This window comes from Kitasatospora sp. NPDC030952, from assembly GCF_055571335.1.
In genome coordinates this window covers 25,558-45,042 of the sequence record NZ_JBVIFM010000003.1, presented here as the reverse complement: position 1 = coordinate 45,042, position 19,485 = coordinate 25,558, and the positions used below count along the sequence as shown (strand labels likewise).

The 19,485-nt window shown below is 72.2% G+C and carries 16 protein-coding genes and 1 pseudogene; 16 read left to right on the top strand and 1 reads right to left on the bottom strand.

Annotation, left to right across the window (positions count from 1 at the left end; genetic code table 11):
• Positions 1-49 precede the first annotated feature (49 nt).
• From ACZ47G_RS07855 to ACZ47G_RS07835, 5 genes are all read left to right on the top strand, one after another.
• A complete protein-coding gene (locus ACZ47G_RS07855; RefSeq protein WP_465740593.1) occupies positions 50-1,828 on the top strand; it encodes an ABC transporter substrate-binding protein in 1,779 nt (592 codons plus the stop codon).
• A gap of 99 nt (positions 1,829-1,927) precedes the next feature.
• Positions 1,928-2,938: an ABC transporter permease gene (locus ACZ47G_RS07850; RefSeq protein ID WP_380460556.1), complete on the top strand. Its 1,011-nt coding sequence runs from the start codon at positions 1,928-1,930 to the stop codon at positions 2,936-2,938.
• Positions 2,935-4,005, top strand: a complete 1,071-nt coding sequence (locus ACZ47G_RS07845) for an ABC transporter ATP-binding protein (RefSeq protein WP_465740592.1) — start codon at positions 2,935-2,937, stop codon at positions 4,003-4,005. The genes ACZ47G_RS07850 and ACZ47G_RS07845 overlap by 4 nt, the downstream gene beginning before the upstream one ends.
• Positions 4,006-4,039: 34 nt before the next feature.
• The gene (locus ACZ47G_RS07840; protein ID WP_465740591.1) at positions 4,040-5,086 is read left to right on the top strand and encodes an ABC transporter ATP-binding protein; all 1,047 of its coding nucleotides are present in this window, start codon (positions 4,040-4,042) and stop codon (positions 5,084-5,086) included.
• A 72-nt stretch (positions 5,087-5,158) separates the two neighbouring features.
• A complete protein-coding gene (locus ACZ47G_RS07835; protein WP_465740590.1) occupies positions 5,159-5,818 on the top strand; it encodes a trimeric intracellular cation channel family protein in 660 nt (219 codons plus the stop codon).
• Here the strand turns inward: ACZ47G_RS07835 and ACZ47G_RS07830 are convergent.
• Positions 5,724-6,500: an IclR family transcriptional regulator gene (locus ACZ47G_RS07830; RefSeq protein WP_465740589.1), complete on the bottom strand. Its 777-nt coding sequence runs from the start codon at positions 6,498-6,500 to the stop codon at positions 5,724-5,726. The genes ACZ47G_RS07835 and ACZ47G_RS07830 overlap by 95 nt on opposite strands.
• Positions 6,501-6,656: 156 nt before the next feature.
• On the opposite strand from ACZ47G_RS07830, the gene ACZ47G_RS07825 reads away from it, so the two are divergent.
• From ACZ47G_RS07825 to ACZ47G_RS07775, 11 genes and pseudogenes are all read left to right on the top strand, one after another.
• Positions 6,657-7,838, top strand: a complete 1,182-nt coding sequence (locus ACZ47G_RS07825) for a cysteine desulfurase family protein (protein ID WP_465740588.1) — start codon at positions 6,657-6,659, stop codon at positions 7,836-7,838.
• A gap of 135 nt (positions 7,839-7,973) precedes the next feature.
• Positions 7,974-9,110, top strand: coding sequence for a tRNA 2-thiouridine(34) synthase MnmA (gene mnmA, locus ACZ47G_RS07820; protein ID WP_465740587.1), 1,137 nt, complete (start codon positions 7,974-7,976; stop codon positions 9,108-9,110).
• 122 nt (positions 9,111-9,232) lie between these two features.
• Complete coding sequence (locus ACZ47G_RS07815; protein ID WP_465740586.1) at positions 9,233-10,423, top strand: alpha/beta hydrolase family protein; 1,191 nt, start codon at positions 9,233-9,235, stop codon at positions 10,421-10,423.
• 70 nt (positions 10,424-10,493) lie between these two features.
• Entirely contained in the window at positions 10,494-11,018 is a 525-nt protein-coding gene (locus ACZ47G_RS07810; RefSeq protein ID WP_465740585.1) for an LOG family protein, read from the top strand.
• Between the two features lie 13 nt (positions 11,019-11,031).
• A complete protein-coding gene (locus ACZ47G_RS07805) occupies positions 11,032-11,721 on the top strand; it encodes an SDR family oxidoreductase (protein ID WP_465740584.1) in 690 nt (229 codons plus the stop codon).
• A gap of 35 nt (positions 11,722-11,756) precedes the next feature.
• Positions 11,757-12,767, top strand: coding sequence for a methionine synthase (locus ACZ47G_RS07800; protein ID WP_465740583.1), 1,011 nt, complete (start codon positions 11,757-11,759; stop codon positions 12,765-12,767).
• A 19-nt stretch (positions 12,768-12,786) separates the two neighbouring features.
• Positions 12,787-15,075, top strand: a complete 2,289-nt coding sequence (gene ligA / locus ACZ47G_RS07795) for an NAD-dependent DNA ligase LigA (protein ID WP_465740582.1) — start codon at positions 12,787-12,789, stop codon at positions 15,073-15,075.
• Positions 15,076-15,418: 343 nt separating this feature from the next.
• Positions 15,419-17,212 (top strand): annotated as a pseudogene (locus ACZ47G_RS07790) (putative bifunctional diguanylate cyclase/phosphodiesterase); the annotation flags it as partial.
• Between the two features lie 173 nt (positions 17,213-17,385).
• Positions 17,386-17,682, top strand: a complete 297-nt coding sequence (gene gatC / locus ACZ47G_RS07785; RefSeq protein ID WP_030057414.1) for an Asp-tRNA(Asn)/Glu-tRNA(Gln) amidotransferase subunit GatC — start codon at positions 17,386-17,388, stop codon at positions 17,680-17,682.
• Positions 17,683-17,687: 5 nt separating this feature from the next.
• Complete coding sequence (gene gatA, locus ACZ47G_RS07780; protein WP_465740581.1) at positions 17,688-19,181, top strand: Asp-tRNA(Asn)/Glu-tRNA(Gln) amidotransferase subunit GatA; 1,494 nt, start codon at positions 17,688-17,690, stop codon at positions 19,179-19,181.
• Positions 19,178-19,435, top strand: coding sequence for a hypothetical protein (locus ACZ47G_RS07775; protein WP_465740580.1), 258 nt, complete (start codon positions 19,178-19,180; stop codon positions 19,433-19,435). Before gatA ends, ACZ47G_RS07775 begins: the two co-directional genes overlap by 4 nt.
• Positions 19,436-19,485 lie beyond the last annotated feature (50 nt).

Below are 19,485 nucleotides of genomic sequence, written 5' to 3'. Positions count from 1 at the left end.
GAGCGTCAGGCCCTCCCTCCTCCACATCCTCAAGGGGTTGATCTCACCCATGCGTAGGTCCCGTACCGCCGTGCTGACCGCCGTGGCTGCCGCCGCGGTCCTGGTCGTCACCGGCTGCTCCTCCAGCACCAAGGGCAGCGGTGGCAGCTCCTCCTCGGCCGGCTCCAACGACAGCAGCGGCGGCGGCGCCGACGCGGCCACCAAGCAGATCGTCAACGCCTCGGACAAGAAGGGCGGGACGGTCACCTACGAGATGAAGGGCACCCCGGACTCCCTCGACCCGGGCAACACGTACTACGCGTACATCTACAACTTCTCGCGCCTGTACGGCCGTCCGCTGACCACCTTCAACCCGGCGGCCGGCGCCGACGGCAACAAGCTGGTCCCGGACCTCGCCGAGTCGCTGGGCCAGCCCAGCGCCGACGGCCTGACCTGGACGTACAAGCTGCGGGCCGGCCTGAAGTACGACGACGGCACCGCGATCACCTCCAAGGACGTCAAGTACGCCGTGGAGCGCTCGAACTTCGCGCCCGAGGTGAACTCCAACGGTCCGACGTACTTCCACGACCTGCTGGTCGACAACCCGGACAAGTACCAGGGCCCGTACAAGGACAAGACCGGCGACCTGAAGTCGATCGAGACCCCGGACGACACCACGATCGTCTTCCACCTCCAGCACCCCTTCGCCGACTTCGACTACCTGGTCAGCGCCCCGCAGACCGTGCCGGTCCCGCAGGCCAAGGACACCGGTGCCGACTACGTGAAGCACATCGTGTCCTCGGGCAGCTACAAGTTCGAGTCCTACGAGGACGGCAAGCAGGCCGTCCTGGTGCCGAACACCAACTGGGACAAGAGCACCGACCCGATCCGCAAGCAGCTGGCGGACAAGATCGTGCTCAAGATGAACATCGACCAGGCCACCATCGACAAGGACCTGATCGCCGGCAACGCCCAGGTCGACCTGGTGGGCGGCGGCGTCGACCCGCAGACCCAGGCGCAGATCCTGCGCGACCCGAAGCTCAAGGCCAAGACCGACAACGCCTACGGCGGCCGCCTGGTCTACATGGCGATCAACAGCAAGGTCGCGCCGTTCGACAACATCGACTGCCGCAAGGCCGTCCAGTTCGCGATCGACAAGGTCGCGGTGCAGACCGCGCTCGGCGGCCCGATCCGCGGCCAGGTGGCCAGCACCGTGCTCCCGCCGGACATCCCGGGCCACCAGGACTTCAACCTGTACGAGACCCCGGGCAACAAGGGTGACCAGGCCAAGGCCAAGGACGCCCTGAAGGCCTGCGGCAAGGATGGCGGCTTCAAGACCGTGCTGTCCGCCCGCACCGAGCGCGCGACCGAGGTCGCCGCGGCCACCGCGATCCAGGCGCAGCTGAAGAACATCGGCATCGACGCCGAGATCCAGCAGTTCCCGCAGGGCAAGTACCTGACCGACTCGGCCGGTGCCCCGCAGTACACCGAGGACCACAACATCGGTCTGATGATGATGCAGTGGGGCGTCGACTGGCCGACCGGCTACGGCTTCCTGCAGCAGATCGTCGACGGCCGCGCGATCAAGGCCTCCGGCAACAGCAACCTGGCCCAGCTGAACGACCCGGCCGTCAACAAGATGATCGACGACGCCGCGGTCAACCCGGACCGGGCCGGCCGCGAGAAGATCTACGGCGACATCGACAAGAAGGTCATGGAGTCCGCGGTGTACGTCCCGCTGACCGACTTCAAGGTCTTCCTGTACCGCCCGGACAGCGCGACCAACATCGCCTCCACCCCGGCCTTCTCGGGTGAGTACGACTACCTGAACATCGGCACCACCAAGTAAAGAGCCTGGCTCCGCATCCCTGAAGGCAGGTGAAGGCAGCGGCGCCCGCCGCCGTCCGGCAGATCCCGGACGGCGGCGGGCCGCCGGAGCCGCCCAACTGTGTTTGCCTACATCATCCGCAGGATCCTCGCGGCCGCGGCGCTGCTGGTCGTCGTCAGCGCGGTCACCTTCGCGATCTTCTTCCTGCTCCCGCGCATCGCCGGCGAGACCACCGACCAGCTGGCCGCGCAGTACATCGGGAAGAACCCCTCGCCCGAGGCGATCCAGGCGGTCAAGCAGAACCTCGGCTTCGACCAGCCGCTGTACACCCAGTACTGGAACTTCCTCAAGGCGCTGGTCAGCGGCGCCGAGTACAAGTTCGGCCCGGAACCGGCCACCTGCCACGTGCCCTGCTTCGGCTACTCCTTCAAGAACCACCTGGAGGTCTGGCCGGAGATGACCAGCCGGATCCCGGTCACCATCTCGCTCGCCATCGGCGCGGCCGTGCTCTGGCTGATCTCCGGCGTCACCACCGGCGTGATCTCCGCCCTCAAGCCGCGGTCGATCTTCGACCGGCTGTCCATGGGCATCGCCCTGGCCGGCGTCTCGCTGCCGGTCTTCTTCACCGGCGCCCTGCTGCTGACCCTGTTCAGCTACGAGTGGCCGATCCTGGACAACCTGGAGTACGTCGACTTCACCGCCGACCCGCTGATGTGGGCCCGCAACCTGATCCTCCCGTGGATCTCGCTGGCCTTCCTCTACTCCGCGCTCTACGCCCGGCTCACCCGCGCCGGGATGCTGGAGACGATGAGCGAGGACTACATCCGCACCGCCCGGGCCAAGGGCCTGGTCGAGCGCAAGGTGGTGGTCAAGCACGGGCTGCGCTCCGCGCTCACCCCGATCGTCACCATCTTCGGCATGGACCTCGGCCTGCTGCTCGGCGGTGCGCTGATCACCGAGCAGGTCTTCTCGCTCAAGGGCATCGGCCAGTTCGCCGTCCAGGCGATCTCCGACAACGACCTGCCCAAGATCCTCGGCGTCACCCTGCTCGCCGCCTTCTTCATCGTCGTCTGCAACCTCGTGGTCGACCTCCTGTACGCGCTCGTCGACCCCCGCGTGAGGCTCTCGTGACCGACCTCCAGAAGACCCCGGCGGACGAAACTCCCGCTCCTCTGGGAGACCCCTTCCTGTCCGTCCGCGACCTGCGGATCCACTTCGACACCGACGACGGCCTGGTCCGCTCGGTGGACGGGGTCAGCTTCGACCTGCACAAGGGTCGCACCCTGGGCATCGTCGGCGAGTCCGGCTCCGGCAAGTCCGTCACCTCGCTCGGCATCATGGGCCTGCACCGCTCCAAGCGGGCCCGGATCAGCGGCGAGATCCTGCTCGACGGCGAGGACCTGATCGCGGCCGGACCGGACCGGGTGCGCCAACTGCGCGGCCGCGAGCTGGCGATGATCTTCCAGGACCCGCTGACCGCGATGCACCCGTACTACACGGTCGGCGCGCAGATCATCGAGGCGTACCGGGTGCACCACCCGAAGGCCTCCAAGAAGGAGGCCAGGGCCCGCGCGATCGAGATGCTCGACCGGGTCGGCATCCCGCAGCCCGACCGCCGGCTGGACGACTACCCGCACCAGTTCTCCGGCGGCATGCGCCAGCGCGCGATGATCGCCATGGCCCTGGTCAACGACCCCTCGCTGCTGATCGCCGACGAGCCCACCACCGCCCTGGACGTCACCGTCCAGGCGCAGATCCTGGACCTCATCCGCGACCTCCAGCAGGAGTTCGGCTCCGCCGTCATCATCATCACCCACGACCTCGGGGTGGTCGCCGAGCTCGCCGACGACATCCTGGTCATGTACGGCGGCAAGTGCATCGAGCGCGGCCCGGCCGAGAGCCTCTTCGACGCGCCCGAACATCCCTACACCTGGGGCCTGTTGGGCTCGATGCCGCGCCTGGACCGGGAGCTGCAGGAGCGGCTCGTGCCGGTCAAGGGCACCCCGCCCAGCCTGATCAACGTGCCGTCCGGCTGCGCCTTCCACCCGCGCTGCCCGTACGCCGCCCTCACCGGCGGGCGCTCCGCGAGCGAGGTCCCGGTGCTGACCGAGGCCGCGCCCGGGCATGTCGCGGCCTGCCACCTGCCGGCCGGCGAACGGCACCGCATCTTCGCCGAAGAGATCGCGCCCAGGCTGTGAGCCCGGCCTCGTACCACCTTTCTGGAGAGAACCGATGACGGACACTCAGGGGGCCACGATCCCTTCGCCGGCGCCCGCCCCCGACCGCGAGCCGCTGCTGAAGGTGACCGGCCTGACCCGGCACTTCCCGATCCGCGGCGGACTGCTGCGGCGCCAGACCGGCGCGGTGCGGGCCGTCGACGGCATCGACTTCACCGTCAACGCCGGCGAGACGCTGGGCGTCGTCGGCGAGTCCGGCTGCGGCAAGTCCACCATGGGGCGGCTGGTCACCCGGCTCGACGAACCCACCGGCGGGACGATCGAGTTCGAGGGCACCGACATCAGCCACCTGGGGGCCGGCGCGCTGCGGCCGCTGCGCCGCGACATCCAGATGATCTTCCAGGACCCGTACTCCTCGCTGAACCCCCGGCACACCGTCGGCACCATCGTCAGCGCGCCGTTCAAGCTCCAGGGCGTCCATCCGGAGGGCGGCGTCAAGAAGGCCGTCCAGGACCTGCTGGAGCTGTGCGGGCTCAGCCCCGAGCACTACAACCGCTACCCGCACGAGTTCTCCGGCGGCCAGCGCCAGCGCATCGGCATCGCCCGGGCGCTCGCGCTCAAGCCGAAGATGATCATCGCGGACGAGCCGGTCTCGGCCCTGGACGTGTCGATCCAGGCGCAGGTGGTCAACCTGCTGGACGACCTCCAGCAGGAGCTGGGCCTGACCTACCTGATCATCGCCCACGACCTCTCGGTGGTCCGGCACGTCTCCGACCGGGTGGCGGTGATGTACCTCGGCAAGATCGTCGAGATCGCCGACCGCGACTCGCTCTACCGCAGCCCGATGCACCCGTACACCAACGCCCTGATGTCGGCCGTCCCGGTGCCCGACCCGCGCCGGCGCCAGCAGGGCGGGCGCGAGCGGATCCTGCTCAAGGGCGACGTGCCCTCGCCGATCAACCCGCCCAGCGGCTGCCGGTTCCGGACCAGGTGCTGGAAGGCGCAGGACGTCTGCGCCTCGCAGGAGCCGCCGCTGGCGGCGCTGAAGACCGGGCACCAGGTGGCCTGTCACTTCCCCGAGCGGAGCGAGGGGAACGATTAGGCACAGCCCGGAGAACGCTGCTGACTGGGGCCGTAGCGGAGGGGGAGGTTCCGCGCAGGTCATAGTTGTGTGGTGACCTCGCAGATCTTCCCCTCCGACGTGCAGCAGTCGCTGGACCTCGTCGGCATCTTCGTCTTCGCGCTCTCCGGAGCGCTGCTCGCCGTCCGCAAGAACATGGACATCTTCGGGATCTGCGTCCTGGCCGAGGTCACCGCGCTCGGCGGCGGGGTGATGCGCGACCTGGTGATCGGCGCCACCCCGGTGGCCGCCTTCACCAACCTCGGCTACTTCCTCACCCCGCTGGCCGCCGGGCTGGTGGTGTTCTTCCTGCACCCCGAGGTCGAGCGGATCAACCGGGCGGTGCAGACCCTGGACGCCCTCGGCCTCGGCCTGTTCTGCGTCACCGGCACCGCCAAGGCGCACGACTACGGGCTGGGCGCGGTCGCCGCCGTCGCGCTCGGCATGGTGACCGCGGCCGGCGGCGGGGTGATCCGCGACGTCCTGGCCGGGGAGATCCCCTCGCTGCTGCGCTGGGACCGCGAGATCTACGCCGTCCCGGCCCTGGTCGGCGCCGCCCTGGTGGCCGTGCTGATCGGCGCGAACCGGCTCACCGGCGCCACCGGCACCGCCGCCGCGCTCACCGCCTTCGGGCTCCGGATGCTGGCCCTGAAGTACGGCTGGCGCGCCCCGCGGGCCTGGCACCGCAACGGTTCTCGCACCAGCGAGGAGTAGGCGAGCCGCCGTACGCGAGCGAGATCGCCTCGGCCGTGCAGAGCAGCTCCGGCAGCATCCGGGCCAGCTCCGCCGGCGGCACCTGGCCGGCCGGGGCGCTCAGCGCGCAGGCCGCGACCGTCCGCCCGCCGATGCCCGCGACCGGCGCGGCCACGCAGGTCACCGGCTCCCGGTGCTCGGCCGACTCGGCCGCCCAGCCCCGGCGGCGCACCGCCGCCAGCTCGGGCGGCAGCTCCTCCTCGCGGGCGCCGTCGGCCGGCAGCCCGGCGAGCAGCACCCGCCCGACGGCCGTCCCGGTCACCGGGGCGCGCCGGCCGATCCGGGGCGGCCGGCCGGCCGACGGCCCGGACACCTCGTCCAGGTAGAGCACCTCGCCGTCCTGCAGCACGGCCAGTTGGACGGTGTAGCCGCAGCGGGCGTTCAGCGCGGCCAGGTAGGGCGCGGCCACCTGCCGGACGTCGAAGTCCTCCAGCGCCCGGTGGGCCAGCGACAGCACCCGGCCGCCGACCCGGTAGCGCAGGTCGGGCTGGCGCCGGACGAAACCGTGCTCCTCCAGGGTGCGCAACAGCCGCAGCGCGGTGGACTTGTGCACCCCGAGGCGGCTCGCGGCCTGCTCCAGCGAGAGCGGCCCGTCGTCGAGCGAGCCGAGCAGGGTCAGCGCGCGGTCGACCGACTGCGACATGGTGCCCCCCTGGACTGGCTTGAGAAGTGTTCGTCAGGCTAACCGCTGCCCGGCGCAGTGGTACAAACCAGTGCCGGACGCCGGCGTCCGGCGGGTGGCCGGATCGGTGCAGGCTCTGGATCGGTCCGCCGGAGCTCCCTCTACAATCGGGGGGTTATGCCATACCTGGACCATGCGGCGACCACGCCGATGCTGCCCGAGGCGATCGCCGCGATGACGGCGCACCTGGGGGTGGTCGGCAACGCCTCGGCCCTGCACGCGGCCGGCCGCCGGGCCCGCCGGGTGGTCGAGGAGGCCCGCGAGTCGCTGGCCGAGTCGCTGGGCGCCCGCCCCAGCGAGATCGTCTTCACCGGCGGCGGCACCGAGTCCGACAACCTGGCGGTCAAGGGCCTGTACTGGGCCCGCCGGGACGCCGACCCGGCCCGCACCCGGGTGCTGTGCAGCCCGGTCGAGCACCACGCGGTGCTGGACGCGGTGCACTGGCTGTCCGAGCACGAGGGCGCCGAGGTCGAGTACCTGCCGGTGGACGCGCTGGGCCGGGTGCACCCCGAGGCGCTGCGCTCCTCGATCGAGTGCGACCCCTCCTCCGTCGCCCTGGTCACCGTGATGTGGGCCAACAACGAGGTCGGCACCGTCCAGCCGGTGCGCGAACTCGCCGCCGTGGCAACCGAGTACGGCATCCCGATGCACGCCGACGCGGTGCAGGCGCTGGGGCAGGTCCCGGTGGACTTCGCCGACTCGGGGCTCACCGCGCTCACCGTCACCGGGCACAAGATCGGCGGCCCGTTCGGCATCGGCGCGCTGCTGCTCTCCCGCGGCGCCACGCCCGTACCGCTGCTGCACGGCGGCGGCCAGGAACGGGACGTCCGCTCCGGCACCCTGGACGCCCCCGCCGCCGCCGGCTTCGCGGCCGCCGCGGCGCTCGCCGTCGAGCGGCGGGCGGAGCACGCGGAGACGCTGGGCGCGCTGCGCGACGAACTGGTCGCCGGAGTGCTGGCCGCCGTCCCGGACGCCGTGCTCAACGGCGATCCGGCGGGGGAGGGCCGGCTGCCCGCCAACGCCCACTTCTCCTTCCCCGGCTGCGAGGGGGACGCCCTGCTGATGCTGCTGGACGCCCAGGGCATCGAGTGCTCCACCGGCTCGGCCTGCTCCGCCGGGGTGCCGCAGCCCAGCCACGTGCTGCTCGCGATGGGCGTCGACCCGCTGCTGGCCCGTGCCTCGCTGCGGTTCTCGCTCGGGCACACCTCCGTGCGGGCGGACGTCACGGCGCTGGTGGAGGCCATCGCCCCGGCGGTGCGGCGGGCGCGCAACGCGGGACTGGCGTCCGTACGGCGCTGACGGCGGGTTCCCCGGTTCCCGTCGGTTCCCGTCGGTTCCCGTCGGCCTCCCGGGCTCCCGTCGGCTTCCCCGGCTTTCCCCGTCTTTCCTCGGCTTCCGGGAACAGCCGGGCCACCCCGTACCCTTGTTGCCATCATGACTGACTTCCCGGGTGCCCCGACCACTCCGTCCACCGGCCGTCTGCGCGTGCTCGCGGCGATGTCCGGCGGAGTCGACTCCGCCGTCGCCGCCGCCCGCGCCGTCGAAGCCGGCCACGAGGTGACCGGCGTCCACCTGGCGCTGTCCGCCAACCCGCAGTCCTTCCGGACCGGGGCGCGCGGCTGCTGCACCATCGAGGACTCCCGGGACGCCTGGCGGGCCGCCGACGTGATCGGCATCCCCTTCTACGTCTGGGACCTCGCCGAGCGCTTCCGCGAGGACGTGATCGACGACTTCGTCGCCGAGTACGCGGCCGGGCGCACCCCGAACCCGTGCCTGCGCTGCAACGAGAAGATCAAGTTCGCCGCGCTGCTGGACAAGGCGATCGCGCTCGGCTTCGACGCCGTCTGCACCGGCCACTACGCCCGCATCGTCGACCTGCCCTCCGGCGAGCGCGAACTGCACCGCGCTGTGGACGCCGCCAAGGACCAGTCCTACGTCCTCGGCGTGCTGGACTCCGACCAGCTCGCCCACTCGCTCTTCCCGCTCGGTGACACCACCAAGGAGCAGATCCGCGAGGAGGCCGAGCGCCGCGGCCTGGCCGTCGCCAAGAAGCCCGACAGCCACGACATCTGCTTCATCGCCGACGGCGACACCCAGGGCTTCCTGGCGCAGCACCTCGGCACCGCCACCGGCGACATCCTCGACGTCGACGGCACCAAGCTCGGCGAGCACGACGGCGCCTACGGCTTCACCATCGGCCAGCGCAAGGGCCTGCGGATCGGCCGCCCGGCCGCCGACGGCAAGCCCCGCTACGTCCTCGACATCTCGCCGGTGAACAACACCGTCACCGTCGGCCCGGTCGAGGGCCTGGACGTCACCGCCCTGACCGCCATCCGCCCCCGCTGGTGCGGCACCGAGGCGCTGGTCGAGGGCCGCTACACCGCCCAGCTCCGCGCCCACGGCGAGGAGGTGCCCGTCACCGCCGCCATGGTCGACGACACCCTCCACGTCCGCCTCGACACCCCGGCCCGCGGCATCGCCCCCGGCCAGGCCGTCGTCCTCTACGACGGCACCCGGGTCATCGGCTCCGCCACCATCGCCGGCACCGAGCGCCCGGCGGTGCCCGCCTGAGTGGGCCATGGGGGGTGTCATCCGGAGGGATGACGGCGCTGGACCGGGCGGATGACCGGGGTCGCGGATGGCATTCGGCGGGCTGATTCGGGGGGCCCGGGCCCGAACCTACCGTCGGGGGCATGAACCGAACCCGTCGCATCGCGGCCGTCGCCGCCCTCGTGCTCGCCCTTCCGCTTCCGCTCGCCGGGGCCGCGTCGGCCTCGCCCGCGCCGGCCTCGCCCGCGCCCACCGCCGTCGTCGCGCAGGCCTCGGCCCCCGCCGCCTTCCACGGGGAGCTGCCCCGGCCGACCGGGCCGTACGCGGCCGGCGAGGAGGTGCTGCGGCTGACCGACCGGAACCGCACCGACCCGTGGGTGCCCTCGGCCGGGCCGCGGCAGCTGGCGGTGTCGATGTTCTACCCGGCCCGGCAGGGCACCGGGGAGCCGGCTCCGTACATGACCCCCGCCGAGGCGCAGGGCTTCATCGCGACCAGGGTCCCGGCGGGCACCGGGGCCCAGCCGCAGGACCTGGTGGGCACCAGGACGTACGCCTACACCGGGGCGAAGGCCGTGGGCGGGAAGTTCCCGCTGGTGGTCCTCTCGCCCGGCTTCGAGAACCCCCGCGCCACGCTGACCGGCCTGGCTACCGACCTGGCCGGCCGCGGCTACGTGGTCGCCCTGGTCGGCCACACCTACGAGGACTCCGGCGAGACGCTCGCCGACGGCACCACCCCGGGCTGCGCACTGTGCGACACCGGCGCCCCGGACTCGCTGCCGGACAGCCGGGCGAAGGACGTGTCCTTCGTCCTGGACCAGCTGACCGGGCAGCACCCGGTCTGGCGGCTCTCCCACCTCATCGACCGCGACCGCATCGGCATGGCCGGGCACTCGATCGGCGGCGCGTCCACGCTGAACGCGATGGCCGAGGACCGGCGGATCCTGGCCGGGGTGAACATGGACGGGGAGTTCCACCCGCCCGTCCCGGCCGACGGCCTCGACGGCCGCTCGTTCCTGCTGCTCGGCAAGCAGAGCGACCACGCCGTCGGCGGCCAGGAGACCTCCTGGGGCGAGACCTGGGCGGGCTGGGGCGGCTACAAGCCCTGGCTGGCCGTCGCGGGCACCAACCACGCCGGCTTCACGGACGTCCCGGTGCTGGCCGCCGAGCTCGGCCTGCCGTCCCCTCCCGGGACGACCACCTCGCCGGAGCGCGGGATGCGGCTGACCCGGGAGTACGTCGGGGCGTTCTTCGACCAGACCCTCAAGGGCGTCCACCAGCCCCTGCTGGACGGCCCCTCGGCCGCGAACCCGGAGGTGCTGTTCCAGCACCCGTGACCGGCGGCCGGGCCCGGGGGCGTAATGCCGGTGAGCGGGCGCGGCCGGGCGTGATAGACCAGTCGGCATCATGAATATCTGTGTCTTCTGCTCCGCGTACTCGCTCGACGACCGTTACTCCGCCCCCGCCGCCGAGTTCGCCCGGCTCCTCGGGGAGGGCGGGCACACCCTGGTGTGGGGCGGCTCCAACGCCGGGCTGATGGGCCTGCTCGCCGACGAGGTGAAGGCGGCGGGCGGCCAACTCGTCGGGGTGATGGTCGAGATGCTCAAGCACAAGGGCTACGTCGGCGCCCACGAACTGGTGATGACCGCCGATCTGGCCGAGCGCAAGCGGGAGTTGGCCGCCCGGGCGGACGCCGTCGTGGTGCTGGTCGGCGGGCTGGGCACGATGGACGAGGTCACCGAGGTACTGGAGCTCAAGAAGCACGGGATCTTCGACAAGCCGGTGGTCGTCCTGGACACCGACGGCTTCTACGCGGGCCTGCGCACCCAGTTGGAGCGGATGGACGCCGAGGGCTTCCTGCCGCGCCCGCTCGCCGAGCTGATCGGCTTCGCCGACACGCCCGCCGAGGTGTTTACGCTGCTCAAGGCCTGAGAGGATCGGGGCCATGGCTGCACATCTGATCACCGGCGCCGGCTCCGGCATCGGCGCCGTCCTGACCGAGAAGCTCGCCGAGCGCGGGGACGAGCTCTGGCTGCTCGCCCGGGACGCCCGGCGGGCCGGCGAACTGCGCGACCGCTTCCCGGGCGCCCGCACCCTGGTCGGGGACCTCGGCGACCCGGGCAAGCTGTCCTGGGCCTTCGGGCACCAGGCGCTGCCCGTCGAGCTGGACTCGCTGCTGCACGTCGCCGGCACGGTGGAGCTGGGCACCGTGGGCGACCTGCCGGTGAAGGCCTGGCAGGACACCCTGAACGTCAACCTGGTCGCTCCCGCCGAGCTGACCCGGCTGCTGCTGCCCTCGCTGCGCCTGGTCAAGGGCCACGTGGTGTTCGTCAACTCCGGCGCCGGCCTCACCGCCCACGCCGAGTGGTCGGCGTACGCGGCCAGCAAGCACGGCCTGAAGGCGCTGGCCGACGCGCTGCGCCAGGAGGAGCACCCGAACGGCGTGCGGGTCACCTCGGTCTACCCGGGCCGCACCGCCACCGCGATGCAGGCCAAGGTGCACCAGCAGGAGGGCAAGGAGTACGACGCCGACCGCTGGATCGATCCGGAGTCTGTCGCCAAGGCCGTCCTCGCCGCCCTGGACGCCTCCCGGGACGCCGAGATCACCGACATCACCGTCCGGCCCGGGCGCTGACCGACGGCGCGGTGCCGCGCACTAGGCTCGGGCGGGTGAGTACCGGACACCCCTTCCCCGACCTGCGCGGCGCCGCCACCGGCGTCGGCTCGCTGCCCGGCACCGACGCCCGGGAGGCCGCCAAGACCGCCACCGGCGCGCTGGAGCACCTGCCGTTCCTGCCCGAGCTGCCCGCGCGCGGCCCGGGCGCCGACATGATCGGCCGCGGCGCCGGCCTGCTGGTCGAGCTGTTCGCGCAGACCGAGCCCAGCGGCTGGCGGTTCGCCGACCGCCCTGGCCGGGACACCCGGCGGGCCCACTCCTGGCTCGGCGAGGACCTGGACGCCCTGGAGGAGTTCACCCAGGGCCACCAGGGCGCGCTCAAGGTCCAGGCGGTCGGCCCGTGGACGCTCGCGGCGAGCATCGAGCTCAGGCACGGCGAGAAGGCGCTCGCCGACCCGGGCGCCTGCCGGGACATCGCCGGCTCGCTCACCGAGGGCCTGCGCCGCCACCTCGCCGAGGTCCGCAAGCGGGTCCCGGGCGCCGAGGTGGTGCTCCAGCTGGACGAGCCCTCGCTGCCCGCCGTGCTGGCCGGATCGGTGAAGACCGCCAGCGGCTTCCAGCGGCTGCGCGCGGTGGACCGGCAGGTCGCCGAGGAGGTGCTGCGGGAGCTGATCCGCGGCCTGGACGCGCCGGTCGTGGTGCACTCCTGCGCCCCGGACGTCCCGGTCCCGCTGCTGCGCCGGGCCGGGGTCGCCGGGATCTCGCTGGACTTCTCGCTCCTCACCGAGCGCCAGGACGACGACCTGGGCGAGGCGGTGGAGGGCGGCACGGTGATCCTCGCTGGTGTCGTCCCCTCCACTGACCAGGCGGTGTCCGACCCGGCCGGTAGTGTCCAGGGAGTCAGGACCTTGTGGCGCAGGCTCGGGTTCGCTCCGGAGCTGCTGGGCCGTCGTGTGCTGGTGACGCCGACCTGCGGTCTGGCCGGGGCCTCCCCGGCGTACGCGCGCAGGGCGTTGTCGCTCGCGGCGCGGGCGGCGCAGAGCCTGGTGGACAACCCGGAATGAGAACGTAGGAGGGCTTGCGGTGACGGCTGTCGAGGGCTGGGAGGACGTCCCGGCGGAGGTGCGCCGGCGGCACGCCGAGTTGGCGAAGGAGATCACCGACCACCGCACCCGGTACTACGAGCAGGACGCGCCCGTGGTCAGCGACGCCGAGTTCGACGCGCTGATGCGCGAGCTGGAGTCGCTGGAGGCCGAGCACCCGGCCCTGGTGACGCCGGACTCGCCGTCCCAGCGGGTCGGCGGCGCCCCCACCGCGCTGTTCGCCGAGGTCGAGCACCGCGAGCGGCTGCTCAGCCTGGACAACGCGATGGACGACGAGGAGCTCGGCGCCTGGGCGGACCGGGTCGCCACCGAGCTGGACGGCATCGAGTACCACTACCTGTGCGAGCTCAAGGTGGACGGCCTGGCCGTCAACCTCACCTACGAGAACGGTCAGTTGGTGCAGGCGGCGACCCGCGGCGACGGCCGGGTCGGCGAGGACATCACCGCCAACGTCCGCACCATCAAGGAGATCCCGCACCGGCTCAAGGGCGAGAACGTCCCCGAGCTGGTGGAGATCCGCGGCGAGGTCTACTTCCCGACCGAGGAGTTCCTCGCGCTCAACGCCTCCTTCTCGGAGGAGAACGAGCGCCGACGGCAGGAGAACGAGGAGCGCGCCAAGGAGGGCAAGCGGCCCCGGGCGATGATCCGGCTGTTCATGAACCCCCGCAACGCCGCCGCCGGTTCGCTGCGCCAGAAGGACCCGCACGTCACCGCGTCCAGGCCGCTGCACATGGTGGTGCACGGCATCGGCGCCCGGGTCGGCTTCGACATCGACAACCAGTCGCACGCCTACCGGCTGCTGCACGACTGGGGCCTGCCCACCGCCCGGCACAACGAGGTGGTCGGCACGCTGGCCGAAGTCCGGGCGTTCATCAAGCACTTCGGCGAGCAGCGGCACTCGGTCGAGCACGAGATCGACGGCGTCGTGGTCAAGGTGGACGAGATCGCCCTGCAGGGCCGACTCGGCGCCACCTCCAAGTCCCCGCGCTGGGCGATCGCCTGGAAGTACCCGCCGGAGGAGGTCACCGGCAAGCTGGCGGAGATCAAGGTCGGAATCGGCCGTACCGGCCGGGCCACCCCGTACGCGGTGCTGGCCGAGCCGGTGAAGGTGGCCGGCTCGATGGTGCAGTACGCGACGCTGCACAACCAGGAGATCGTCAAGGCCAAGGACGTCCTGCTGGGCGACACCGTGGTGCTGCGCAAGGCCGGCGACGTGATCCCGGAGATCCTCGGCCCGGTCTACGACCTGCGGGACGGCACCGAGCAGGCCTTCGTGATGCCCTCGCACTGCCCGGAGTGCGCCGCCGAGCTGCGCCCGATGTCCGAGGGGGACATCGACCTGCGCTGCCCGAACGCCCAGCACTGCCCGGCCCAGATCCGGGAGCGGATCGCCTTCCTCGGCGGGCGGCAGTGCCTGGACGTCGAGGGGCTCGGCTACGTGGCGGCCACCGCGCTGACCCAGCCGCTGGAGCCGGCCGAGGCGCCGGTGGGCAACGAGGGCGACGTCTTCGGGCTGACGGAGCAGCAGCTGCTGCCGATCAAGGTGCTGGTGCGCGACCCGAAGACCGGCATGCCCAAGCTGGACGACAAGACGGGCAAGGAGAAGGAGGTCTTCTTCTTCGCGACCACCAAGGGCGAGCCCAAGAAGTCGCTGCAGACCCTGCTGGACAACCTGGAGGGGGCGAAGGACCGCCCGCTCTGGCGCTTCCTCAACGGCCTGTCGATCCGGCACGTCGGCCCGGTCGCGGCGCAGGAGCTGGCCCGGGAGTTCCGTGACCTGGACCGGATCTTCTCGGCCACCGAGGAGGAGCTGGCGGCGGTCGAGGGCGTCGGCCCGACCATCGCCCGCTCGATCAAGGAGTGGTTCGAGGAGGAGTGGCACCGGGACATCCTGGAGAAGTGGCGCGCCGCGGGTGTGCGCTTCGTGGAGGAGTTCGCGGACGAGGAGGAGGCGGAGCGTCCGCTGGAGGGGCTGACGGTGGTGGTGACCGGGACGCTGGCCGGCCACACCCGGGACGGCGCCAAGGAGGCGCTGACCTCGCGCGGAGCGAAGGTGACCGGTTCGGTTTCGAAGAAGACCGATTTTGTGGTCGCCGGTGACAACCCAGGATCGAAGTACGACAAGGCTGTTCAGCTCGGACTGCCCGTGCTGGACGACGCGGGCTTCGCCGTCCTGCTCGCCGACGGACCGTCGGCCGCCCGCGCCCACCTGGGACTTCCGGAGCCGGAGGCCGCCGCCGAGCCCGTCGAGGCCCCCGCCGAGGGCTGATCCGGAGCGGACCCGAGCGGCCGGTGGCCGGATCCGTGTTGTTATCGTCCTGATGCAACGTCACCGGGTGCCGTTCAGTGAAAGCGGGCATTGTGTCACTGTGCGACACCCGGGCGCGGTGGCGCGTTTCCGGTTGTCCGAAAGTCTGCCCACCGGGTGGACCCCGGCATACCCTGGAGCGCAACAGAGTGTCAGCAGGGGTGGGGGCACCGGCTGAGCCGGTGCTCCTCGGGGTCGCTCCATGCCCGGCAGCTGTCGGTACCAGCGCGGTGCCTCACCGTAAGGCGGCCTGACGGGGCGGGCCCGACGGAGGACAGGGCTTATGGATCGTACGACCGGCGGCGCGCCCACACGCCCGCCGCAGGGGGTGGCGGGTGCGGTCCTGCTGCTCGGCGTGCTGCTGGCCGGAGCCGCGCCGCTCATCCCGCTGGCCGTCCTGGTCTACCGGTACGAACCCGAACTGCTGCCGCTGTTCGCGGTCCCGCTGGCCGTCCTGGTGGCGGCCTGGCGGATCGCCCGCGACCGCGCCCGCGACCAGCTGACCGACCCCCTGACGGATCTGCCCAACCGTCAGGCCTTGCTGCTGGCCGCCCAGGAGGCGATCGTCGAGCGCGAGGAAGGCTGCAGCGTCGGTCTCATCCTGCTTGACCTCGACCGCTTCCGATCACTGAATGACACACTTGGTCATACGGCCGGTGACCGCCTTCTGGTTCACATCGCCCGCCGGCTCCACCGGGCGCTGCGCTCCGGCGGCCCGGCCGGCAGCGCCACCCGGGAGTCCATCGACGACGTCTTCGCCGGCCTGCCCCGGCACTACCGGCGCGGCCGCCCGATGGTGGCCCGGATGGGCGGCGACGAGTTCGCCGTCCTGCTGCCCGGCATCAACTGCCCGGACAGCCTGGAGCGCGTCGCCAAGGCGCTGATCGCCGAACTCGCCGCGCCGATCCGGCTGGACGGGCTGCTGCTGGTGCTGGAGGCCAGCGCCGGCGTCTGCGTCTACCCGCAGGGCGCCCAGGACGCCGAGTCGCTGCTGCGCCGCGCCGACGTGGCGATGGGCCACGCCCAGCGCGAGTGCAGCGGGGTGGCCCAGTACGACGAGACCCAGGACGCCGACACCCCGTACCGGATCGGCCTGCTCGGGGACCTCCGCCGGGCCCTGGAGACCGGCGAGGTGCAGCTGCACTACCAGCCGAAGGTGGCCTTCGACGGCCGGGTGGTCGGCCTGGAGGCGCTGCTGCGCTGGGAGCGGCCCGGACAGGGGAACGTCTCCCCGGACGAGTTCGTCGGGCTCGCCGAGTCCAGCGGCCTGATGCCCCGGCTCACCGACTACGTGCTGGAGGCGGCCGTCGGTCAACTCGCCTCCTGGCGCGACCAGGGCCTCCAGGTGCAGGTCGCGGTCAACGTCTCGCCGCGCGACGTGCTCAACCCCGGCTTCGCCCAGCGCGTCGCCGGCCACCTGGTCCGCCACCAGGTGCCGGCCCACGCGCTCCAGCTGGAGATCACCGAGCGGCTGCTGCTGGACGACTCCCGGCGCGCCGCCGACACCCTGGCCGAACTGCGCGGCTACGGCGTCGGGATGTCCCTGGACGACTTCGGCACCGGCCACTCCTCGCTGGTGCGGCTGCGCAGCCTGCCGGTCGGCGAGCTGAAGATCGACCGCTCCTTCGTCTCCCGGATGGTCGCCGACGACCACGACGCGGCGGTGGTCCGCTGCTCGGTGGAGCTGGCCCACTCGCTCGGCCTGACCGTGGTCGCCGAGGGCGTCGAGGACGACGAGACCTGGGAGCGGCTGCACTGCATGGGCGTGGACGCCGTCCAGGGCTGGCTGGTGTCGGCCGCGCTGCCCGCCGAGCAGGCCACCGCCTGGCTGCGGGTGCACCGCACCACCGGCGCCCCGACGGTGGAGCGCTTCGGCCCGGCCTCGCAGCTCCCGTCGATCATCAGGCCGGTCGACCGGTCCGCCGCGGTCAAGCCGGCCGTCCAGCCCGGCGCGCTGCCCCCGGCGCTGCCGCCGACCCTCCCGCCGGTGCTGCCGCCCGCCGTCCAGGGCGTCCAGCGCGGTCCGGCGCTGCCGGCCGCGCAGATCGGCTTCCAGGCGCCGGGTGCGCAGGGGTGGGCCCGTACCAGGCCCCAGTGAAGGTCGGTAACGGGGGCACGGCTCCACTCGTTGGCCGGTGGCCGGGCCGGGCCCCATAGGATGGGGTCCAAAGACCACGAGGACGGAGCGCCGAACCAGGCTGCTCCTGCCCGGGCCCGGCAGCGCCGCAGGCGTCGCCGGGTCTCACCAGAACTCACCCTGAGGATCGCTGCATGCCTGGCATCACGCGCGAGGAGGTCGCCCACCTCGCCCGGCTGTCGCGTCTTGAGCTGAAGCCCGAAGAGCTGGACCACTTCGCCGAGCAGCTCGACGTGATCATCGGCGCGGTCGCCCGCGTTTCCGAGGTCGCCGGACAGGACGTCCCGCCGACCTCCCACCCGCTGCCGCTGACCAACGTCATGCGCGCGGACGAGGTGCGGCCGTCGCTCACCCCGGAGCAGGCGCTGTCCGGCGCCCCCGCCGCCGAGGAGCAGCGTTTCCGTGTACCGCAGATCCTCGGGGAGGACTGACCGAGATGACCGAGCTGATCCGTTACAGCGCCGCCGAGACCGCGGGCGCCATCGCCAAGGGTGAGGTCTCCGCCGTCGAGGTCGCCCAGGCGCACCTGGACCGCATCGAGGCCGTCGACAAGAAGGTCAACGCCTTCCTGCACGTCGACACCGAGGGCGCGCTGGCCGCCGCCAAGGCCGTCGACGACAAGCGCGCCAAGGGCGAGGAGCTGGGCCCGCTGGCCGGCGTCCCGCTCGCGCTGAAGGACGTCTTCACCACCAAGGGCATCCCGACCACCTGCGGCTCCAAGATGCTCGAGGGCTGGATCCCGCCCTACGACGCCACCCTGACCAGCCGTCTCAAGGACGCCGGCGTCGTCATCCTCGGCAAGACCAACATGGACGAGTTCGCGATGGGCTCCTCCACCGAGAACTCCGCCTACGGCCCGACCGGCAACCCGTGGGACCTCACCCGCATCCCCGGCGGCTCCGGCGGCGGCTCGGCCGCCGCGCTGGCCGCCTTCGAGGCCCCGCTGGCGATCGGCACCGATACCGGCGGCTCGATCCGCCAGCCCGGCGCCGTCACCGGCACCGTCGGCGTCAAGCCGACCTACGGCTCGGTGTCCCGCTACGGCCTGGTCGCGTTCTCCAGCAGCCTGGACCAGGGCGGCCCCTGCGCCCGTACGGTGCTGGACGCGGCGCTGCTGCACGAGGCCATCGCCGGGCACGACCCGCTGGACTCCACCTCGATCGACGCGCCCGTCCCGGCCGTGGTCGAGGCGGCGAGGATGCGCGACGTCCGCGGCATGCGGATCGGCGTCGTCAAGGAGTTCGCCGGCGAGGGCTACCAGACCGGCGTGATGCAGCGCTTCAACGAGTCGGTGGAGCTGCTGCGCGAGCTGGGCGCCGAGGTCGTCGAGGTGTCCTGCCCGTCCTTCACCCTGGCGCTGCCGGCGTACTACCTGATCGCGCCGTCGGAGTGCTCCTCCAACCTGGCCCGCTTCGACGCCATGCGCTACGGCCTGCGGGTCGGCGACGACGGCTCGCGCTCGGCCGAGGAGGTCACCGCGCTGACCCGCGAGGCCGGCTTCGGCGACGAGGTCAAGCGCCGCATCATCCTGGGCACCTACGCCCTCTCCTCGGGCTACTACGACGCCTACTACGGCTCGGCCCAGAAGGTCCGGACGCTGATCTCGCGCGACTTCGACGCCGCCTTCGCCGGCGTGGACGTGCTGGTCTCGCCGACCACGCCGACCACCGCCTTCCCGATCGGCGAGCGCGCCGACGACCCGATGGCGATGTACCTGGCCGACCTGTGCACGATTCCGTCCAACCTGGCGGGCAACGCGGCCATGTCGCTGCCGGTCGGCCTGGCTCCGGAGGACAATCTCCCGGTCGGCCTGCAGATCATCGCTCCCGCGATGGCGGACGACCGCCTGTACCGCGTGGGCGGCGCCGTCGAGGCCGCACTCAACGACAAGTGGGGGCACACCCTGCTGGAGGAGGTACCGGCACTGTGAGCAAGATCGAGAAGGCCAAGGCCCCGAGCTCCATCAAGGGGTGGAAGCATTCGAAGCCCGGCCTGTGGCTGTCCATCGGCACCAGCGCGTTCGGTGCGGTCTCCATCGTCAAGGACGTCCGCAAGGCCCGCGAGGAGAGCGACACCCTCAAGCTGGTCAACGCCCTGGTCGGTGCCGCCGCGCTGATCACCGGCACGGCCCTGCTGGTCCGCGAGCTGCGCCAGCTCGGCTCCGACGACGTGCTGCTGGGCTGACGCCCCGGCCCGGTCCCACGTGCTGTGTGGGGCCGGGCCCGTACCTCCCA